We start from the raw sequence: 17112 nt of genomic DNA on the forward strand, positions 1-17112 counted from the left end.
GGAGCGTCGGCCCGCGCGCGTCTCACCACCGGTACCAGCGGCCCCGGCCCGAACCGGACCCCGGCCGCACCAGGAATCCGAGCAGCCAGACCACCAGGACGACCACCGCGACCCACCAGAGGATCTTGACGGCGAACCCGATGCCGAAGAGCAGCAGCGCCAACAGAAGAACAGCGAGCAACGGTCCCATGGTTATCAGCCTCCTTGACGACCGCTTGCCCCTGTTCGCAGGGCCTACGCAGGGCCGCACCGGCGGGTTCGGCCGTGGCCGCCATGCGCTATGTTCGGTGACCATGTCGCCGAACAGCCAGCCCGCCCCGCGCTCCGCGGCCCCGCCCGCCGAGGCGCTGCGGGTGATCAACTTCGACCTGGCCCGCGGCCAGCGGTTCGGCGAGCACGAGCACAGCACCCACCAGCTCGTCTGGTCGCCGGCGAGCGTGCTGACCGTGGACATCGGGGACCACTCGTGGGTGCTGCCGCCGACGCTGGCACTGTGGATACCGGCCGGGGTGCCGCACACCACGGGGGCGACCCGGCAGGCGCAGATGCGCAGCGTCTACCTGCTGCCGGACCGCTGCCCGGTGCGCTGGACCCAGCCGACGGTGGTCGGGGTGCCGCCGCTGCTGCGCGAGCTGATCACGCACCTGGGCGACCCGGACGTCGGAGCGCAGCCGCGGGCCCGGGCCGAGGCGGTCCTCTTCGACCTGGTGCGGCCGGTGGCGGTGACCACGATCGAGCTGCCGATGCCGGTGGACGCGCGGGCCCGCAAGGTCGCCGAGGCGCTGCTGGCCCGCCCGTCGGACCACCGCGCGCTGGAGGAGTGGGGGCGGGAGGTGGGCGCCAGCGCCCGTACCCTGGCCCGGCTGTTCAGCGCCGAGACCGGGATGTCCTTCGGCCGCTGGCGCACCCGGGCGCGGCTGCGGGCCGGGCTGGAGCACATGGCGGCCAACCGCCCGCTGGCGGCGGTCGCCCACCATGTCGGCTACACCACCCCGAGTTCGTTCATCGCGGCCTTCCGCCAGGAGACCGGCCGTACCCCGGGCGCCTACTTCACAGCGCGGTGAGCGCCTTCTCGAAGTCGCCGAGCGCCGCGATCGCGTCCTCGTACCCGCCGGGCAGGAAGTAGATGCTGCCGTAGAGGTGGTCGGCCTTGGTGGCGGCGAGCTGCTGGAAGGACTTCTGGGCGAAGAGCTTGGGGCCGAGGTTGGCGGGCTTCCCGTCGTTGGTCGTGTAGTAGAAGATCGCGTCGGCGTCCGCGAGCTTGCCCGTCACCAGCTCGTAGGAGACGGACTGCTGGACCGCGAGCCGGGCGCTGCCGGTGGCGAAGACCGCGCCGGCGTCCGCGAGGATGCCGCCGATCGGCGAACCGTGGCCGTACAGCCACCAGTTGCCCGCGTCGAAGCCGCCCTGGAGCAGGTCCCAGCGGGTGCGGGCGAGCACGGCGGCGTGCGCCTTCCTGATGGCCGCGGCGCGGTCGGCGTAGCGCTTCTTGAGCCCGGCCAGCGCGTCCGGGACGCCGAGGACGGCCGCGGTCTGGTCGGACATGTCGCGCCAGGGCGCCTTCGACTTGCTGAACGGCAGCAGGACGGTGGGGGCGAGCGCGGTGAACTGGTCGTAGGGGACGGTGGTCTGGGCGTCGATGCCGATGATCAGGTCGGGCTTGAGTTCGGCGACCTTCTCCACCTGGATCGCGCCGCCGACGCCGTCGGAGACCTTGGGGATCGCCTTCCAGCGGGCGAGGTCGCGCTGCGGGACGTACTCCTCGCCCGCGTCGAACACGCCGGCCGGGGTGAGCCCGAGGTCGAACATCGCGGACATCGGGAAGTCGTTGATGGCCACCACGCGCTTGGGCGAGGCCGGCACCTTCACCGGGCCCTTGGCGGTGTCCACGGTGCGGGTGCCCGAACTCTTGGCGGACTTCGCGCCGGACCCCGAGCCGGAACCGGACGTGGAGCCGGAGCCGCAGGCGGCCAGCCCGAAGAGCGCGGCCCCGGCGGCGCCCGCGGTGAGCAGCCCGCGCCGGGTCGGCCGGCCGGAGGGGCGCCCGGATCCGGGCGCCGGAGCTGCGGCGGGGGGCTCGGCGAGCGGGCGGGACGGCAGGGACATCGGGACCTCCGGTACGGCGACGGGCCAGGCCGACGAGCGGACCGAGCCGGGACTTAGGGTGACCTAACTTTGGCCACCCTAAGTGGCCTCCGCGCCGACGAGATCTCGACCAGGACGCGAAATGTCGCCAGAAGGACACCTCCGCCGCAGGCCGACGCCACCGCGGGGCCGACCCGGATTCCGGCAACACCCCCGCGCCGCAAGACCTTTCACCCCCGATGGAGGCCGGTCCACACCCGCCCGCCCCGGCCACCCCACCTCCGGTTCCCGCGCCGACGTGTCCGTTCGGCGACACATTATGGCCGCCTGTCGCGGGAAGGACGCCGCCTCCCGCGGCACCGGGCGAGGGGAGGGTGCGGACGGCCGCGAAATTGTAGGTTAGCCTCCCCTTACTTCCCAGCGAGGGAATTCCGCCGAGGAGAGCTTCATGAACGTCTCGCGCGCCCGTGTCGGGCCCGCCCCGGCCGCCGGGTCCGACGGGTCCGCAGGCCCCGGCCGGCGCGCTCCCGCCGCGGCCCGGGCCGCGGCCCCGGCCCCGGGGCGGCACCGCGCCGCCACCTTGTCCGCAGGGCTGCTGGTCGCCGCCGCCGTCCTCCTCCTCGCGGTCCTGGCCAGCCTCGCCATCGGCGCCAAGTCGGTTCCGGCGGGCACCGTCTGGGACACCGTGTTCCACCACGACCCGAACAACCCCGACCAGATCATCGTCACCTCGCTGCGGCTGCCGCGCACCGTGATCGGGCTGCTCGCCGGGGCCGCGCTGGGCCTGTCCGGCACCCTCATGCAGGGCCTGACCCGCAACCCGCTCGCCGACCCCGGGCTGCTCGGCGTCAACGCGGGCGCCTCGCTCGCCGTGGTCGCCGCGATCAGCGTCTTCGGCGTCACCTCCTTCACCGGCTACGTGTGGTTCGGCTTCGTCGGCGCCGCGGCCGCCGCGCTGCTCGTCTACGCCGTGGGGTCGCTCGGCCGCGAGGGCGCCACCCCGGTCAAACTCGCCCTCGCCGGGGCCGCGGTCAGCGCGGGGCTGTCCTCGCTGACCACCGCGGTGCTGCTCACCGACACCGCGACCTTCGACCAGTTCCGGTTCTGGGAGGTCGGCTCGCTGGCCGGGCGCGGGCTGTCCACCGCCGCCCAGGCCGGGCCCTTCATGCTCGTCGGCGCGGTGTGCGCGCTCGGCTCCGGACGGCTGCTCAACACCCTCGGCCTGGGCGACGACACCGCGCGCGGCCTGGGCCAGAACGTGGCGGCGGCACGGCTGTTCTGCGCGCTGTCGGTGGTGCTGCTGTGCGGGTCGGCCACCGCGCTGGCCGGCCCGATCGCCTTCGTCGGCCTCACCGTTCCGCACACCGTGCGCTTCTTCACCGGGCCCGACCACCGCTGGATCCTGCCGTACTCCCTGCTGATCGCGCCCGCGCTGCTGCTCGTCTCCGACGTGGTGGGCCGGGTCGTCGCCCGCCCGGGCGAGGTGCAGGTCGGCATCGTGACGGCCGTGATCGGGGCGCCGGTCCTCGTCGTCCTGGTACGCCGCAGCCGATTGGCGGGACTGTAGATGGCCGCGAACACCTCCGGCGGCAGCCGGACCGGTCCGCCCGCGCGGGCCCTCGGCGCGGGCGCGGGCAAGCCGTCCGGCGGCGGCGCGGCGCGGGGGCGGGGTGCCTCCGCCGAGGCGCTGCGCACCGTACGGGCCGCGCGCCGTCGACCGCGGGCGCGGGCGACCGCGGTCACGGCGGTCATGGCGGTCGTGGTCTTCGCGCTGTTCTGCGCGTCGCTGTCGGTGGGCAGCTTCCGCATCCCCCTCCTGGACGTGCTGCGCACGCTGGGGGGCGGCGGCGACGCGGGGACGCGCTTCATCGTGGTGCAGGTGCGCATGCCGCGCGCGGTGACCGGGGTGGCGGCGGGCGCGGCGTTCGGGCTGTCCGGGGCGATCTTCCAGTCGCTGATCCGCAACCCGCTGGCGAGCCCGGACGTCATCGGGATCACGGCGGGCGCGAGCGCGGCGGCCGTCGTCTCCATCGTGGTGTTCTCGCTGGCGGGCACCGCGGTCTCGCTGACCGCCGTGGCCGGCGCGCTGCTGACCGCGCTGCTGATCTACCTGCTGGCGTGGCGCAGGGGCGTGACCGGCTACCGGCTGGTGCTGGTGGGGATCGGGGTCGCGGCGGCGCTGTCCAGCGTGGTGTCCTTCCTGCTCACCCGCGCGGACGTCTACACCGCGCAGCAGGCGCTGCTGTGGCTGACCGGCAGCCTCAACGGGGCGGACTGGCCGCGGGCGCGCGAGGTGCTGTACCCGCTGGTGGTGCTGCTGCCGGCCGCGTACCTCGCCGCCCGTACGCTGCCCGCGCTCGGGCTCGGTGACGACAGCGCGCGGGGCCTGGGCGTACGCGTCGAGCGCGGCCGGCTCGCGCTGATCCTGGCCGGGGTGTGCCTGGCCGCCGTCGCCACGTCGGCCGCCGGGCCGGTCGCGTTCGTGGCGTTCCTGTCCGGGCCGGTCGCCCGCCGGCTGCTGCACGGGCGCGGCCCGGCCCTGGTGCTGTCCTCGCTGACCGGTGCCGCCCTCATGCTCGGCTGCGACTTCGCCGGGCAACACCTGCTGGGCCCGACCGAGTTCCCGGTCGGCGTGATCACCGGGGTGCTGGGCGCGCCCGGCCTGCTGTGGCTGCTCGCCCGTGCCAACCGCGTCGGCCAGGGAGGCTGAACTCTTGAGCAACACCGATACGGACGCGGGTACCGCGGGCGCCGCGGGTTCCATCGGCCCCAAAATCAAGCCGGACCCGAAGACGCCCACGGGACCGGCCCCCGCCGGGCCGCCCAGTTCCCTCGCCGCCCGCGGGCTGCACCTGGGGTACGAGCAGCGGACCGTCGTCCGCGGCGTGAGCGTCGAGATCCCCACCGGCCAGGTGACGATGATCGTCGGGCCGAACGCCTGCGGGAAGTCCACGCTGCTGCGCGGTCTCGCGCGGCTGCTGGCCCCCAGCGCGGGCGAGGTGCTGCTCGACGGCCACAGCATCCACGCGCTGCCGACCCGCCAGGTGGCCGAGCGGCTCGGCATCCTCCCGCAGACCCCGGTCGCCCCCGACGGTATCCGGGTCGTGGACCTCGTGGGGCGCGGCCGCTACCCGCACCAGGGCTGGTTCCGGCGCTGGACGGCCGAGGACGACGAGGCGGTCGCGGAGGCGCTGGCCGCGACCGACACGCTCGACCTCGCGGACCGCTCCGTGGACGAACTGTCCGGGGGGCAGCGCCAGCGGGTGTGGATCGCGGTGGCGCTCGCGCAGCGCACCGGCGTCCTCCTGCTCGACGAGCCGACCACGTATCTCGACCTGCCGCACCAGGTCGAGGTGCTGGACCTCGTCACCGACCTCAACCGCGAGCGCGGGGCGACCGTCGTCACGGTCCTGCACGACCTCAACCTCGCCTGCCGGTACGGCGACCACCTCGTCGCCATGAAGGACGGCGTGGTCTGCGCGGAGGGGGCGCCGCGGGACGTGGTCACCGCGGAGACGGTCCGGGAGATCTTCGGCATCGACTGCCGGATCGTCTCCGACGAGGTGTCGGGCACGCCGCTCGTCCTCCCCATCGGCCGCCACCACTGCAATCCCTGACCCCGCCCTGCCCGGGAGCCCACGGCGTGCCGTGCCCCCGGGCCGCGTCCGCCCGCCCGCGTCCGCCCGGTCCACGTCCGCCCGCCCGCGTCCACCCGGTCCACGTCCGCCCGCCCGCGTCCACCCGGCCCGTCCCGCCGCACCGGCGGCGCGCGCCGGAGCGGTCCGTACGCCGAACGGGGCCGGGACTGCGACCAGTTGCCGTCCCTCCGTCGCCCCGGCGCGCATGAGCACCGCGGCCGGACGGCCGCGCCCAGGAACCCCGGACCCCCACGGCTGCGGCCCGAGGAGGGCCGGGGACGTGTGCGCTCCGGCCCACCGAGGGGCGGAACCCCGCGGATGACAGGCGCCCGGGGGCGGGAAACGGACCGAACTCCCGGAGGGCATCGCCCGGATGGCCGTACGGCACCCCCCGGCGAAGGGGGTACCCCTCAGACGTACGAGCCAAGCGCAAGCGCCCCGCAAAGGACCCCCATGCCAAGCGGCCTGACCGACGAGGAACTGTCCGCGCTGGACGCCCACTGGCGTGCCGCGAACTATCTGGCCGTGGGCCAGATCTACCTGCTCGACGCCAACCCCCTCCTCACCGAACCCCTGCGCCCGGAGCACGTCAAGCCGCGGCTGCTGGGCCACTGGGGCACCTCCCCGGGCCTGAACCTGGTCCACACCCACCTCAACCGCGTGGTCAAGGCCCGCGACCTGGACGCGATCTGCGTGTGGGGCCCGGGCCACGGCGGTCCCGCCGTCCTGGCGAACTCCTGGCTGGAGGGCAGCTACACCCACACCTACCCGGACATCACCCGGGACCGTGACGGCATGGGCCGGCTCTTCCGCCAGTTCTCCTTCCCCGGCGGGGTGCCCAGCCACGTCGCCCCGGAGACCCCGGGCTCGATCCACGAGGGCGGCGAGCTGGGCTACGCCCTCTCGCACGCCTACGGCGCCGCCTTCGACAACCCCGACCTGCTGGTGACCTGCGTGATCGGCGACGGCGAGGCCGAGACCGGCCCGCTGGCCACCTCCTGGCACTCCGACAAGTTCCTCGACCCGGCGCACGACGGCGCCGTCCTGCCGGTGCTGCACCTGAACGGCTACAAGATCGCCAACCCCACCGTGCTGGCCCGCCTCCCCGAGGACGAGCTGGACGCGCTGCTGCACGGCTACGGCCACGACCCGATCCACGTCACCGGCGACGAACCCGCCGCGGTGCACCGCGCGATGGCCGCGGCGATGGACACCGCGCTGGACCGGATCGCCGCGATCCAGCGGGCCGCCCGCGGCGGCGGGGCCCCGGCGGCGGACGGCGCGGACCGGCCGCGCTGGCCGATGATCGTCCTGCGCACCCCGAAGGGCTGGACGGGGCCCGCCGAGGTCGACGGCCTGCCGGTCGAGGGCACCTGGCGCGCCCACCAGGTCCCCCTGTCCGAGGTCCGCACCAACCCCGACCACCTGCGCCAGTTGGAGGAGTGGCTGCTGTCCTACCGGCCCGCCGAGCTCTTCGACGACGCCGGCCGCCCCCGCGAGCAGGTGCTCGCCTGCGTGCCGTCCGGCGAGCGCCGGCTCGGCGCGAACCCGCACACCAACGGCGGCCTGCTGCTGCGCGACCTGCCTGTGCCGGACCTGGACGGCTTCGCGGTGCCGGTGGAGCGCCCCGGCACCGGACTGCACGAACCCACCCGGGTGCTGGGCCGGCTGCTGGAGGAGGTGATGGCCCGCACCGCGGAGCGCCGCGACTTCCGGATCGTCGGCCCCGACGAGACCGCGTCCAACCGGCTCGACGCGGTCTACGCCGCCTCGGGGAAGAGCTGGCAGGAACGGCTGGTGGACACCGACGAACACCTGGACCGGCACGGCCGGGTGATGGAGATCCTCTCCGAACACACCTGCCAGGGATGGCTGGAGGGATACCTGCTGACCGGCCGGCACGGCCTGTTCTCCTGCTACGAGGCGTTCGTCCACATCGTCGACTCGATGGTGAACCAGCACATCAAGTGGCTGCGCACCACCCGCCGGCTGCCCTGGCGGCGTCCGATCGCGTCCCTCAACTACCTGCTCACGTCGCACGTCTGGCGCCAGGACCACAACGGCTTCTCGCACCAGGACCCCGGCTTCATCGACCACATCCTCAACAAGTCCCCCGAGGTGGTCCGCGTCTACCTCCCGCCGGACGCCAACACCCTGCTGTCGGTCGCCGAACACGCCCTGGCCTCACGGGACTACGTGAACGTCATCGTCGCCGGCAAGCAACCCTGCTTCGACTGGCTGCCGATGGACGCCGCCCGCGCCCACTGCGCCCGCGGCGCGGGCATCTGGGAGTGGGCGGGCACCGAGGACGGCGGCCGCGAACCGGACGTCGTGCTGGCCTGCGCCGGCGACGTGCCCACCCAGGAGGTGCTGGCCGCCGCCCAGTTGCTCAGGCACCACCTGCCGGAACTGGCCGTGCGGGTGGTCAACGTCGTGGACCTCGCCCGGCTGCTGCCGGAGAAGGAGCACCCGCACGGCATGTCCGACGCGCAGTACGACGCCCTGTTCACCGCGGACCGGCCGGTCATCTTCGCCTACCACGGCTACCCGTGGCTGATCCACCGGCTCGCCTACCGCCGTACCGGCCACCGCGACCTGCACGTCCGCGGCTACAAGGAGATCGGCACCACCACCACGCCGTTCGACATGGTGGTCGGCAACGACCTGGACCGCTACCGCCTGGTCATGGACGTCATCGACCGGGTGCCGGGGCTCGCCGTCCGCGCCGCCCCCGTACGGCAGTTGATGGAGGACACCCGGCTGCGGCACCGGGGCTGGATCCGCGCCCACGGCACCGACCTGCCGGAGGTGGCCGACTGGCGCTGGGACGGCTGAGGCGCCGGGGCCGGCCCCGGTCCGGACGGACCGACGCGGGCCCCGCCGCCGGCTGCCGGCCCCCTGCCGCCGGCTCAGCCGGACACGTCGGCCTGGGCCCGCAGCGCGTCCGCGACCGCGCGCAGGAAGGCGGCGTACGCGCCCGGCGCGGGCGGCAGTTCGGGGTTCCAGGGCAGCACCTGGGCGGTGAGGGCAAGCCGTTGCCAGGCCGGTACGCCGTCGAGAGCGGCGAGCGGCACGGCGTTGGCGCGGGCGTCGGCGAGCACCACGCCGGCGCCGCCGACCGCCGCCAGCGCCTCGTCCCAGTCGGTGCTGCGCCAGTTGACGCCGGGACCGGGGCCGGGGTCGGCCATCCGCACCCCGAGGTCCGCGAGGTGCCGCAGCTCCGGCCAGGTGTCCGGCCGGGCCAGGTGCACCTGCTCGGGCCCGGCCGGCGACAACGCGATCACCCGGGCGGTGCCCTCGCCGGCCGCCAGCGCGCGCACCTCCTCCTCCGCCGCGCTCAGTTCGCCGCCGGCCGCGTCGGCCGGCGCGCCGAAGGCCGCCGCCAGTTCGGCGAACCGGCCCAGGAGCGTCCGCAGCGGCTCGGTGCCCCCGACGCCGAGCGCGACCACCGGGACGCCCGCCGCCTCCGCGACGCTCTCCGCGAGGGCGTACGGCGCCTTACCGTCGTAGGTCACGTCCACCACCACGTCCGGCCGCAGCTCCCGCAGCGCCTCCGGCGTGACGTCCGCGCCCCCGCCCAGGTACGCCACCTCCCGCGGGTCGAGCCCGCCGAGCTTCGCCGGGTCGGCCTGCGCGCCGCTGTCGTGGCCGGACCCGTAGACCGCCACCGGCCTGACGCCGTACTCCCACAGGGCCGCCCCGGCGCGTACGTACGCCACCACCCGGGGCGGAGCGTCCGGCCCGGACGCGGTGCTGCCACGGTCGTCGGTGAACTCCCAACCTGTCTGCCGCGCACTGTCGTTCGTCATCACCGGCACCCCCTTCACGTTCCGCGTCGGACGTCTCGCTCGTCCAGGTCACTCGCACCGGCGGGCCCCGCGGGGACGCGCGCCGCGCGCGCCTTCCACCCTGCGCCCCCACCCGCCCCCGCGACAAGGACGCGTGCGCCGACGGCCCCCGTACGGCGGCCTGTTGACCGATCACCCGCATAACGCGTCCCAACGACGGGGTCGCCTGCGCGCGGCGGGCGGTCAGATGCGGGTGGCCAGTCGGGCGCAGACCTTGCGGACGTCGGCGAGCAGCGCGATGGCGATGCCGTAGCTGGCGGGGAAGAACAGGTCGCTGGTGAAGACGTCGGAGTGCTGCACCGCGGGGAGCTTCTTGAAGACCTGCTCGGTGCGGAGCTTGGCGAGCGAGACGCCGGTGGTGAAGAGCACGTCGGTGCCGCCGAGCAGGCTGGACATGTCCTCCAGGGAGTGCTCGACGAAGCCGTCCTTCTGCGTCGCCCCGGCGGCCAGCCGCACCCCGGCGTCCACGAGGACCCGGCCGTGCGAGGAGTTCGGGCCGTACAGGTCCCACACCGAGCCGTTGCCGTCGACCAGGTCCCAGCGGGTGGCGGCGAGCACCTTGGCGTACTGCGAGCGGATCGAGGCGCACGCGTCCGCGTAGGACTTCTTGAGGGCGTCCAGGCGCGCGGTGCGGCCGACCGCCGCCGCGGTGGCCACGGCCTCGGCGCGCCAGTTGCCCGCGGCCTTCTGCCACTCGAAGACCAGCGTCGGCGCGATCTCCGCGAGGCGGGCGTAGGGCTGCTGCTGCAGCTTGGGGTCCTTCCAGTCCGAGGTGATGATCAGGTCGGGGCGCAGTCCGGCGATCTTCTCCAGGTCCGGGGCGCCGGAGGTGTCGACGACCCGCGCCACGGAGGCGTCGGCCTTGGTGTAGGTGTCGAACGCGGGCATGTAGTCGGGGCGTCCGACGTACCGCACGCCGACGTCCAGCAGGGCGCACGCCTCGGGGAACTGGAGGGCCACGATGCGCTGCGGGTCGGCCGGGACCTTCACGTCGCCGTGCAGCGTGGCGACGGTGCGCGACCCGGAGGCGTGGCCGCCGGTCGGGGAGGACGAGGAGGCCGGGGAGGACGACGAGCCGCAGCCGCTCAGGCCGAGGAGCGCCGCGGCGCCGGCCGAGGTGCCGAGGAAGCCCCGCCGGCTGAAGTGGCCGCCGGTCGCGCCGAGCTTGTCGAGCCCTTCGGATCCGGCCCGCGGCGGACGGCCACCGGCCGCCTGGCGCGCGGGGGGCGGCACTGGGAGGTCACGGGACTTGAGGAGAGGGCTCACGGGTTCCACCACTTCGGTCGGTCGACGAACTTAGGTAAGCCTTACTTTACCCGTGGGGGTGCCACCCGTGGAGGGGCACCCCGGACTCCTCGCAGGTCCCGCAGCCGCCCGAGCGGCCGCCAGGGCGACCCGGCCCGCGGCCGACCGGGCTCCGGCGGTGCCGGACGGCCGAGCAGCACCCCGGCCAGGACGAGCGGGAGGCCGGCCAACTGCCGGGCGGTGAGCGGTTCGTGGGCGACGGCGGTGCCCAGCAGCACCCCGGTCACCGGGTTGAGCAGACCGACCAGACCGACGGTCGCCGCGGGCAGCCGGCCCAGCGCGGCGAACCACGCCGTGAACGCCAACGCCGTGGCGACCACCGCGACGTAGCCGAAGCCGAGCAGCGCCCGGCCGCCGAGGGCCGGCGGCGCGCCCTCGAACACCGCGGCGAACGGCAGCAGCAGGAGCCCGCCGGCGAGCAACTGCCAGCAGGTGGAGGCGAGGACGTCCGCGCCGGCGCCCCAGCGCTTGGCGAGCACGTAGCCGAGCGAGGACAGCAGCATCGCGCCGGCGGAGGCCGCCACGCCCAGCGGGTCGGCGCCGCCCGACCCGCCCCACAGCATCAGGCACACCCCGCCGACTCCGACGCCGGCGCCCGACAGGTGGGCGCCGCGCGGCCGTTCGCCGACCAGCGGCCACGCGATCAGCGCCATCACCAGCGGCGACGCGGCCATGACGGTCGCGGCGGTGCTGGTCGGCAGGCGCTGCGCGGCGAGGTAGACCAGGGCGAAGAACCCGCCGGCGTTGAGCACCCCCAGTACCGCGGACCGCCACCACCAGGCGCCGCGCGGGAGCCTGCGGCGCAGCCCGAGGAGCAGCAGACCGGCCGGCACCGCCCTGATCGCGCCGCCGTACAGCGGGTCGCCCGGGGGCAACGCCGCCTTGGTGACGTAGTAGTTCGCACCCCAGGCCACCGGGGCGACCGCCGCGAGGAGCACCCAGCGCAGATTGGCTTCCATGGAAGCTACTATGCCTTCCTCGGAAGCTATAGTGAAGCCATGCCCGCAGAACCGGCCGGCTCCGGCCCCCCGCTCGACCACATCGCCCGCATCCAGGCCGAGTGGGCCCGCGAGCGGCCCGAGGTCGACGTCTCCCCGCAGGGCGTGATCGGCCGGCTGCACCGGATCGCGGGAATGCTCACCGAGCAGTTGTGCGTGGTCTACCGCCGGTTCGGCCTGAGCGAGGGCGAGTTCGACGTGCTCGCCGCCCTGCGCCGGGCCGGGGCGCCCTACGAGCGGGCGCCCGGCGAGCTGGCCGCGCACACCATGGTCACCACCGGCGCGATGACCAAGCGGATCGACCGGCTGGAGCGCGGCGGGCTCGTCACGCGCCGCCGCGCCCGCGACGACGGGCGCGGGCGCGTGGTCGGACTCACCCCGGCCGGACGCGAGTTGGTCGACCGGGCGTTCGCCGAGCACATGCGCAACGAGCGCCGCCTCCTCGACGCCCTCCCGCCCGAGGAGGCCGCCCACCTCGAAGCCCTCCTGACGTCCTGGCTGGCCCGCCTGGAACCGCCGCGCGACGCGTAGGCGGCGACGCGACCCGTGGACGTCGGGACGGCGGGACGGGTGGACGGGTGGACGGCGGGACGCGTAGGCGGCGGGACGCGTAGGCGGGCGTTGCCCAGGCCGGGTGACGCCCAGGCCGGGTGACGCGCGAGTCGGACCAGGCGCAAGCCCGGAGACGGGCCGGCCGGGAGACGCCGAGCGCTCGGCGCGACCGTACGGGCCGGGGCCGGGGCGGGCACCGGCCGAGCCGAACGCCGGCGGCGACGCCGCCCCGGACCGATCACGCGACCGGCGCGCGGCGCCCGGACCAGCCGTCGAGACGCCTCACGCGGGCCGGGAGGGCTGTCGAGCACGCCCGCGAGGAGCCGCATCGGGCGCTTCGGGCCCTGGACACGGGCCGGCCGGCGCCGATGCGTCGCCGTCAGTCGGGGGTGTCGTCCGGAGGGGAGCCGGGACCGGCACCGGAACCCGGATCGGGGGCGGGGTCCGGCCGGGGCGGCTGCTCGGCGGGGGGCCAGGCCCCCAGCGTGACGGCGCCGTTGATGTCCCTGCCCTGGATGACGGCGCCCTGGGTGCCGCCGCTGATCATGCTGTGCACCACGCTGATCGTGCCGCCCCGGGCCGGCGTCGCGCCCAACTCCGCCAGCAGCGTGCGCAGTTCCGTTGCGGCGTCGGGGTCGGCGCGCAGCACGCGCCGCAGCCGGGCCCGCCACTCCTCCTCCACGTCGGCCGCCGTGCCGGCGTCGCCGGCCTGCCGCGCGGCCACCAGTTCCGCGCGAGCGGCGTCGAGTTGGCCGCCGACCGCGCCGCCGTCGCCGCCGCCCCGGGCGAAGAACGCGGCGAGCCGGCCGCGGAGGTGCCCCCAGGTGTCCTGGACCATGAGCTGCACCAGCGTGGTCGCGCCGGAAGCCGCAAGTGCGGTGAGTTCCGCTTCCACCCGTCCCTCCCCCGTAGCGCCCGCGTCCGGCCCCCTCCGGCCGCCGCCGTCCCCTCCCACGGTAGGCCAACGGCGGCCGGACCGCGGGGGGTTCGACGGGCGCCGGGTCCACCGGGCAACGCCGTGCCCGGGGGGCTCGGCGCGCGCCGGGAGCGGCTTGCCGCACGGCGCCGCGCCGGGTTCGCGATACTGCTCCGACGAGGCGGGTGCGGCCAGGCCGCGGGCGAAGGGCACGGGATCGATGGCGCGGGACACGGAACCCGGGGAAGCGGGCGGCGCGGGCGGGCTGGCGAGGGTGGCCGCCGAGGCGGGCGTGTCCGTGTCCACCGTGTCGAAGGTGCTGCACGGGCGCTCGGACGTCGCCTCGCGTACCCGGGCGCGCGTGCAGCGGCTGCTGGAGCAGCACGGGTACGGTGCCGCGCCGCGCGGGCGGGCCGTGCCGACCGCGCTCGCCGCCGGCGGGCTGATCGACTTCGTGATCGGCGAGCTGGACGGGCCCTGGGCGGTCCAGTTGGTGCGCGGCGCCGAGGAGGCGCTGCACGCGGTCGGCATGGGACTGGTCGTGTCGGCGACGCACGAGGGCGACGGCGGGCAGGCGCGGAACTGGCTGGACGCGCTGGCCGAGCGGCCGACCCGCGGTGCGGTCCTGGTGGTGCCCGCGCTGACGGACGCGCAGCGGGCCGGACTCGCCCGGCTGGGGCTGCCGTTCGCCCTGATCGCGCCGGCCGAGGAACCGCCGCCGGGCGTGCCGTGGGTGGGCGCGACCAACTGGCCGGGCGGGCTGGCTGCCACCCGGCACCTGGTCCGGCTGGGCCACCGCAGGATCGCGGTGATCGGCGGCCCGCCGGACCGGCTCGCCTCCCGGGCCCGGGTGGACGGGTACCGGTCGGCGCTCGACGAGGGCGGGCTGCCCTTCGACCCCGAACTGGTCCGCTACGGGGACTTCTCACACGGTCCCGCCCACGACCACGCGCTCGACCTGCTGCGCCTGCCGGACCGGCCGACGGCGGTCTTCGCCGGCAGCGACCAGCAGGCCCTGAGCACCTACCGCGCCGCCGACCGCCTCGGGTTGCGCGTGCCCGCCGACGTCAGCGTGGTCGGGTTCGACGACCTCGACTTCGCGGACTGGGTCACCCCGCGACTGACCACCGTCCGCACCCCGCTGCCCGAGATGGCGGCGCTCGCCACCCGCATGGTCCTCCAACTCCTCGCCGGCGAGACCCCGGAGACCACCCGTGTCGAGGTCGCCAGCGAGCTGGTCATCCGCGACAGCACCGCCCCTCCCCCGCCCCGCTGACCGGCCTGTCGACCGGCCTGTCGACCGGCCCGTCGACCGGCACTGCCCCCGCCTCACCGACCGGCACCGACGGACCGGCGGCGGGCACGTCGGTGCCGGACCGTCCCGGGGTGTCCGCGTCGGCCTTGACCACGTACACCTCCCAGGGTTCGCGCCCCGGGCCGTGGACCCAGACCTTGTCCTGGAGGGCGTAGCAGCAGGAGGTGTCGCTCTCCTCGAAGGTGGCCAGCCCGGCGCTCCGGAGCCGCTCGGTGGCGGCGTCGACCTGGCCGGTGGTGCCGACCTCGACGCCGAGGTGGTCGAGGCGGGTGTCCTGGCCGGGCTCGCCCTCGATCAGGACGAGCTTGAGCGGGGGGTCGGTGAGCGCGAAGTTCGCGTAGCCGTCGCGGCGCTTGGCCGGTTCGGCGCCGAAGAGCTTCGTGTAGAACGCGATCGACGCGTCGAGGTCGCTGACGCGCAGCGCGAGTTGGGCGCGTGACATGGCACGGCTCCCATCCTTCGTGTATCGATATCCGTCAATACAGTGTTGCGCCGTGAATCGATGGATGTCAATATAGAAGAATGTCGAAACACGAGCTTGTGGTGCTGGGCCAGGAGCCCTCCGCCCCCGCGTGCTGCCCGGGGCTGCTGGCCGCACCCCTCGACGAGGAGCAGGCGGGCGAGCTGGCCCGGGTCTTCAAGGCCCTCGGCGATCCGGTGCGGCTGCGCCTGCTGTCGATGATCGCCTCCCGTGCGGGCGGCGAGGTCTGCGTGTGCGACCTGACCCCGGCGTTCGACCTGTCGCAGCCGACGATCTCGCACCACCTGAAGCTGCTGCGGCAGGCCGGCCTCATCGACAGCGAGCGGCGCGGCACCTGGGTCTACTACCGGCTGCTCCCGGAGATGACCGACCGGCTCGCCGGCGTCCTCACCCGGCCTGCGGGCTCCGCCTCGTGAGCGGGCCGGAGGGCGGGGGCGTGGCGGCGCGGCTGTCCTTCCTCGACCGCGGCCTGGCCGTCTGGATCCTGGCCGCGATGGCCGCCGGGATCGGGCTGGGACGCGCGGCCCCGGGGCTCGGCGACACGCTCGCCGAGGTCACCGTGGCGGGCGTGTCCCTCCCGATCGCGCTCGGCCTGCTGGTGATGATGTTCCCGGTGCTGGCGAAGGTCCGGTACGACCGGCTGGGCACCGTCACCCGGGACCGGCGCCTGCTGGTGCCGTCCCTGCTGCTGAACTGGGTGGCCGGGCCGACCCTCATGTTCGCGCTGGCCTGGCTGTTCCTGCCGGACCTGCCCGCCTACCGCACCGGGCTGATCGTCGTCGGCCTCGCCCGCTGCATCGCCATGGTGATCATCTGGAACGACCTGGCCTGCGGCCACCGCGAGGCCGCGGCGGTCCTGGTCGCGCTCAACTCCGTCTTCCAGGTGGCCGCGTTCTCCCTGCTCGGCTGGTTCTACCTGTCCGTCCTGCCCGGCTGGCTCGGCCTGGGGCAGACCGGCCTGGACATCCCCGTGGGGACCGTCACCCGCAGCGTGCTGGTCTTCCTCGGCATCCCCCTGGTGGCCGGCTACCTCACCCGCCGCGTCGGCGAGCGCGCCAGGGGCCGCGCCTGGTACGAGGCCGTCCTGGTCCCGCGCGTCGGCCCCTTCGCCCTGTACGGCCTGCTGTTCACCGTCGTCGTCCTCTTCGCCCTCCAGGGCCGCGCCATCACCTCGCACCCCCTTGACGTCGCGCGCGTCGCGCTGCCGCTGCTGGCGTACTTCGCGCTCATGTGGACCGGGTCGATGGCCCTGGGCCGGGCGGTCGGGCTCGACCACGCCCGCGCGACGACCCTGGCGTTCACCGCGGCCGGCAACAACTTCGAGCTGGCGATCGCCGTCTGCGTCGCGACCTTCGGCGCGTCCTCCGGCCAGGCGCTCGCCGGTGTCGTCGGGCCGCTGATCGAGGTACCCGCGCTGATCGGCCTGGTCCACGTCGCCCTGCGCGCCCGGCGCTGGTTCGCCGCGCCGGCCGTCCCCGTTCCCCAGGAGGAGCCCGCCCGTGCCTGACGCACCCTCACCCGACGCCGCCGTCCCCTCCGTCCTCTTCGTCTGCGTGCACAACGCGGGCCGCTCCCAGATGGCGGCCGCCTTCCTCGCCCGGCTCGCCGGCGACCGGGTCCGGGTGCGCTCGGCCGGCTCCGCGCCCGCGGCCACCCTCAACCCGGTCGTCGTGGCCGCCATGGCGGAACGCGGCATCGACCTCGCCGCGTCGCACCCGAAGGTCCTCACCCCCGACGCCGTACGGGCCTCGGACGTGGTGGTCACCATGGGGTGCGGCGACACCTGCCCGGTCTTCCCCGGCAGGAGGTACCTCGACTGGGACCTGCCCGACCCGGCCGGGCAGCCCCTGGACTCCGTCCGCCCGATCCGCGACGACGTCGAGCGCCGCGTCCGCGCCCTGCTCGCCGAACTCGGCGTCCGGGTCTGACGCGGCGACGCCCCGGCCCGCGGGGTTACGGCGGGTCGGGGCGTCG

17 protein-coding genes are annotated in these 17112 nt (G+C 75.3%); 10 read left to right on the forward strand and 7 right to left on the reverse strand.

Annotation, left to right across the window (positions count from 1 at the left end; translation table 11 throughout):
- Window positions 1-22: 22 nt before the first annotated feature.
- Window positions 23-190, reverse strand: a complete 168-nt coding sequence (locus RVR_RS05330) for a hydrophobic protein (protein ID WP_202232736.1) — start codon at window positions 188-190, stop codon at window positions 23-25.
- Between the two features lie 103 nt (window positions 191-293).
- Here RVR_RS05330 and RVR_RS05335 point away from each other — a divergent pair, with 103 nt between their 5' ends.
- Entirely contained in the window at window positions 294-1064 is a 771-nt protein-coding gene (locus RVR_RS05335; RefSeq protein WP_202232737.1) for an AraC family transcriptional regulator, read from the forward strand.
- Here RVR_RS05335 and RVR_RS05340 read toward each other — a convergent pair.
- Window positions 1051-2106 (reverse strand): ABC transporter substrate-binding protein, encoded by a 1056-nt coding sequence (locus RVR_RS05340; protein WP_202232738.1) that lies wholly within the window; start codon window positions 2104-2106, stop codon window positions 1051-1053. The genes RVR_RS05335 and RVR_RS05340 overlap by 14 nt on opposite strands.
- Before the next feature lie 427 nt (window positions 2107-2533).
- On the opposite strand from RVR_RS05340, the gene RVR_RS05345 reads away from it, so the two are divergent.
- From RVR_RS05345 to RVR_RS05360, 4 genes are all read left to right on the forward strand, one after another.
- Window positions 2534-3652, forward strand: a complete 1119-nt coding sequence (locus RVR_RS05345; RefSeq protein ID WP_202232739.1) for a FecCD family ABC transporter permease — start codon at window positions 2534-2536, stop codon at window positions 3650-3652.
- Window positions 3653-4795 carry a FecCD family ABC transporter permease gene (locus RVR_RS05350; RefSeq protein WP_202232740.1) on the forward strand — a complete coding sequence of 381 codons (1143 nt, stop codon included), beginning with the start codon at window positions 3653-3655 and terminating at the stop codon, window positions 4793-4795.
- A gap of 64 nt (window positions 4796-4859) precedes the next feature.
- A complete protein-coding gene (locus RVR_RS05355) occupies window positions 4860-5702 on the forward strand; it encodes an ABC transporter ATP-binding protein (RefSeq protein WP_202238403.1) in 843 nt (280 codons plus the stop codon).
- A 474-nt stretch (window positions 5703-6176) separates the two neighbouring features.
- Window positions 6177-8558 carry a phosphoketolase family protein gene (locus RVR_RS05360; protein ID WP_202232741.1) on the forward strand — a complete coding sequence of 794 codons (2382 nt, stop codon included), beginning with the start codon at window positions 6177-6179 and terminating at the stop codon, window positions 8556-8558.
- A gap of 74 nt (window positions 8559-8632) precedes the next feature.
- On the opposite strand, the gene RVR_RS05365 is transcribed toward RVR_RS05360, so the two are convergent.
- The 3 genes from RVR_RS05365 to RVR_RS05375 all read right to left on the reverse strand — a co-directional run bounded on the left by RVR_RS05365 (window position 8633) and on the right by RVR_RS05375 (window position 11835).
- Entirely contained in the window at window positions 8633-9532 is a 900-nt protein-coding gene (locus RVR_RS05365; protein WP_202232742.1) for a substrate-binding domain-containing protein, read from the reverse strand.
- A 222-nt stretch (window positions 9533-9754) separates the two neighbouring features.
- Entirely contained in the window at window positions 9755-10837 is a 1083-nt protein-coding gene (locus RVR_RS05370) for an ABC transporter substrate-binding protein (protein WP_202232743.1), read from the reverse strand.
- Window positions 10838-10878: 41 nt separating this feature from the next.
- On the reverse strand, window positions 10879-11835 hold the full coding sequence (locus RVR_RS05375; RefSeq protein ID WP_202232744.1) for a DMT family transporter: 957 nt from the start codon (window positions 11833-11835) through the stop codon (window positions 10879-10881).
- 39 nt (window positions 11836-11874) lie between these two features.
- Here RVR_RS05375 and RVR_RS05380 point away from each other — a divergent pair, with 39 nt between their 5' ends.
- Window positions 11875-12405 (forward strand): MarR family winged helix-turn-helix transcriptional regulator, encoded by a 531-nt coding sequence (locus RVR_RS05380; protein WP_202232745.1) that lies wholly within the window; start codon window positions 11875-11877, stop codon window positions 12403-12405.
- 400 nt (window positions 12406-12805) lie between these two features.
- Here the strand turns inward: RVR_RS05380 and RVR_RS05385 are convergent, their stop codons facing one another.
- The gene (locus RVR_RS05385; RefSeq protein WP_202232746.1) at window positions 12806-13321 is read right to left on the reverse strand and encodes a hypothetical protein; all 516 of its coding nucleotides are present in this window, start codon (window positions 13319-13321) and stop codon (window positions 12806-12808) included.
- 241 nt (window positions 13322-13562) lie between these two features.
- Here RVR_RS05385 and RVR_RS05390 point away from each other — a divergent pair, with 241 nt between their 5' ends.
- Window positions 13563-14618 carry a LacI family DNA-binding transcriptional regulator gene (locus tag RVR_RS05390; RefSeq protein WP_202232747.1) on the forward strand — a complete coding sequence of 352 codons (1056 nt, stop codon included), beginning with the start codon at window positions 13563-13565 and terminating at the stop codon, window positions 14616-14618.
- Here the strand turns inward: RVR_RS05390 and RVR_RS05395 are convergent.
- Entirely contained in the window at window positions 14581-15099 is a 519-nt protein-coding gene (locus RVR_RS05395) for an ArsI/CadI family heavy metal resistance metalloenzyme (protein WP_202232748.1), read from the reverse strand. The genes RVR_RS05390 and RVR_RS05395 overlap by 38 nt on opposite strands.
- A gap of 80 nt (window positions 15100-15179) precedes the next feature.
- Between RVR_RS05395 and RVR_RS05400 the strand changes: the two genes are divergently transcribed.
- From RVR_RS05400 to RVR_RS05410, 3 genes are all read left to right on the forward strand, one after another.
- Complete coding sequence (locus RVR_RS05400; RefSeq protein WP_202232749.1) at window positions 15180-15554, forward strand: ArsR/SmtB family transcription factor; 375 nt, start codon at window positions 15180-15182, stop codon at window positions 15552-15554.
- 77 nt (window positions 15555-15631) lie between these two features.
- On the forward strand, window positions 15632-16645 hold the full coding sequence (gene arsB, locus RVR_RS05405) for an ACR3 family arsenite efflux transporter (RefSeq protein WP_237405242.1): 1014 nt from the start codon (window positions 15632-15634) through the stop codon (window positions 16643-16645).
- Entirely contained in the window at window positions 16638-17066 is a 429-nt protein-coding gene (locus RVR_RS05410; protein WP_272933056.1) for an arsenate reductase ArsC, read from the forward strand. The genes arsB and RVR_RS05410 overlap by 8 nt, the downstream gene beginning before the upstream one ends.
- Window positions 17067-17112 lie beyond the last annotated feature (46 nt).

It is taken from the genome of Streptomyces sp. SN-593 (assembly GCF_016756395.1).
GTDB lineage: Bacteria > Actinomycetota > Actinomycetes > Streptomycetales > Streptomycetaceae > Actinacidiphila > Actinacidiphila reveromycinica.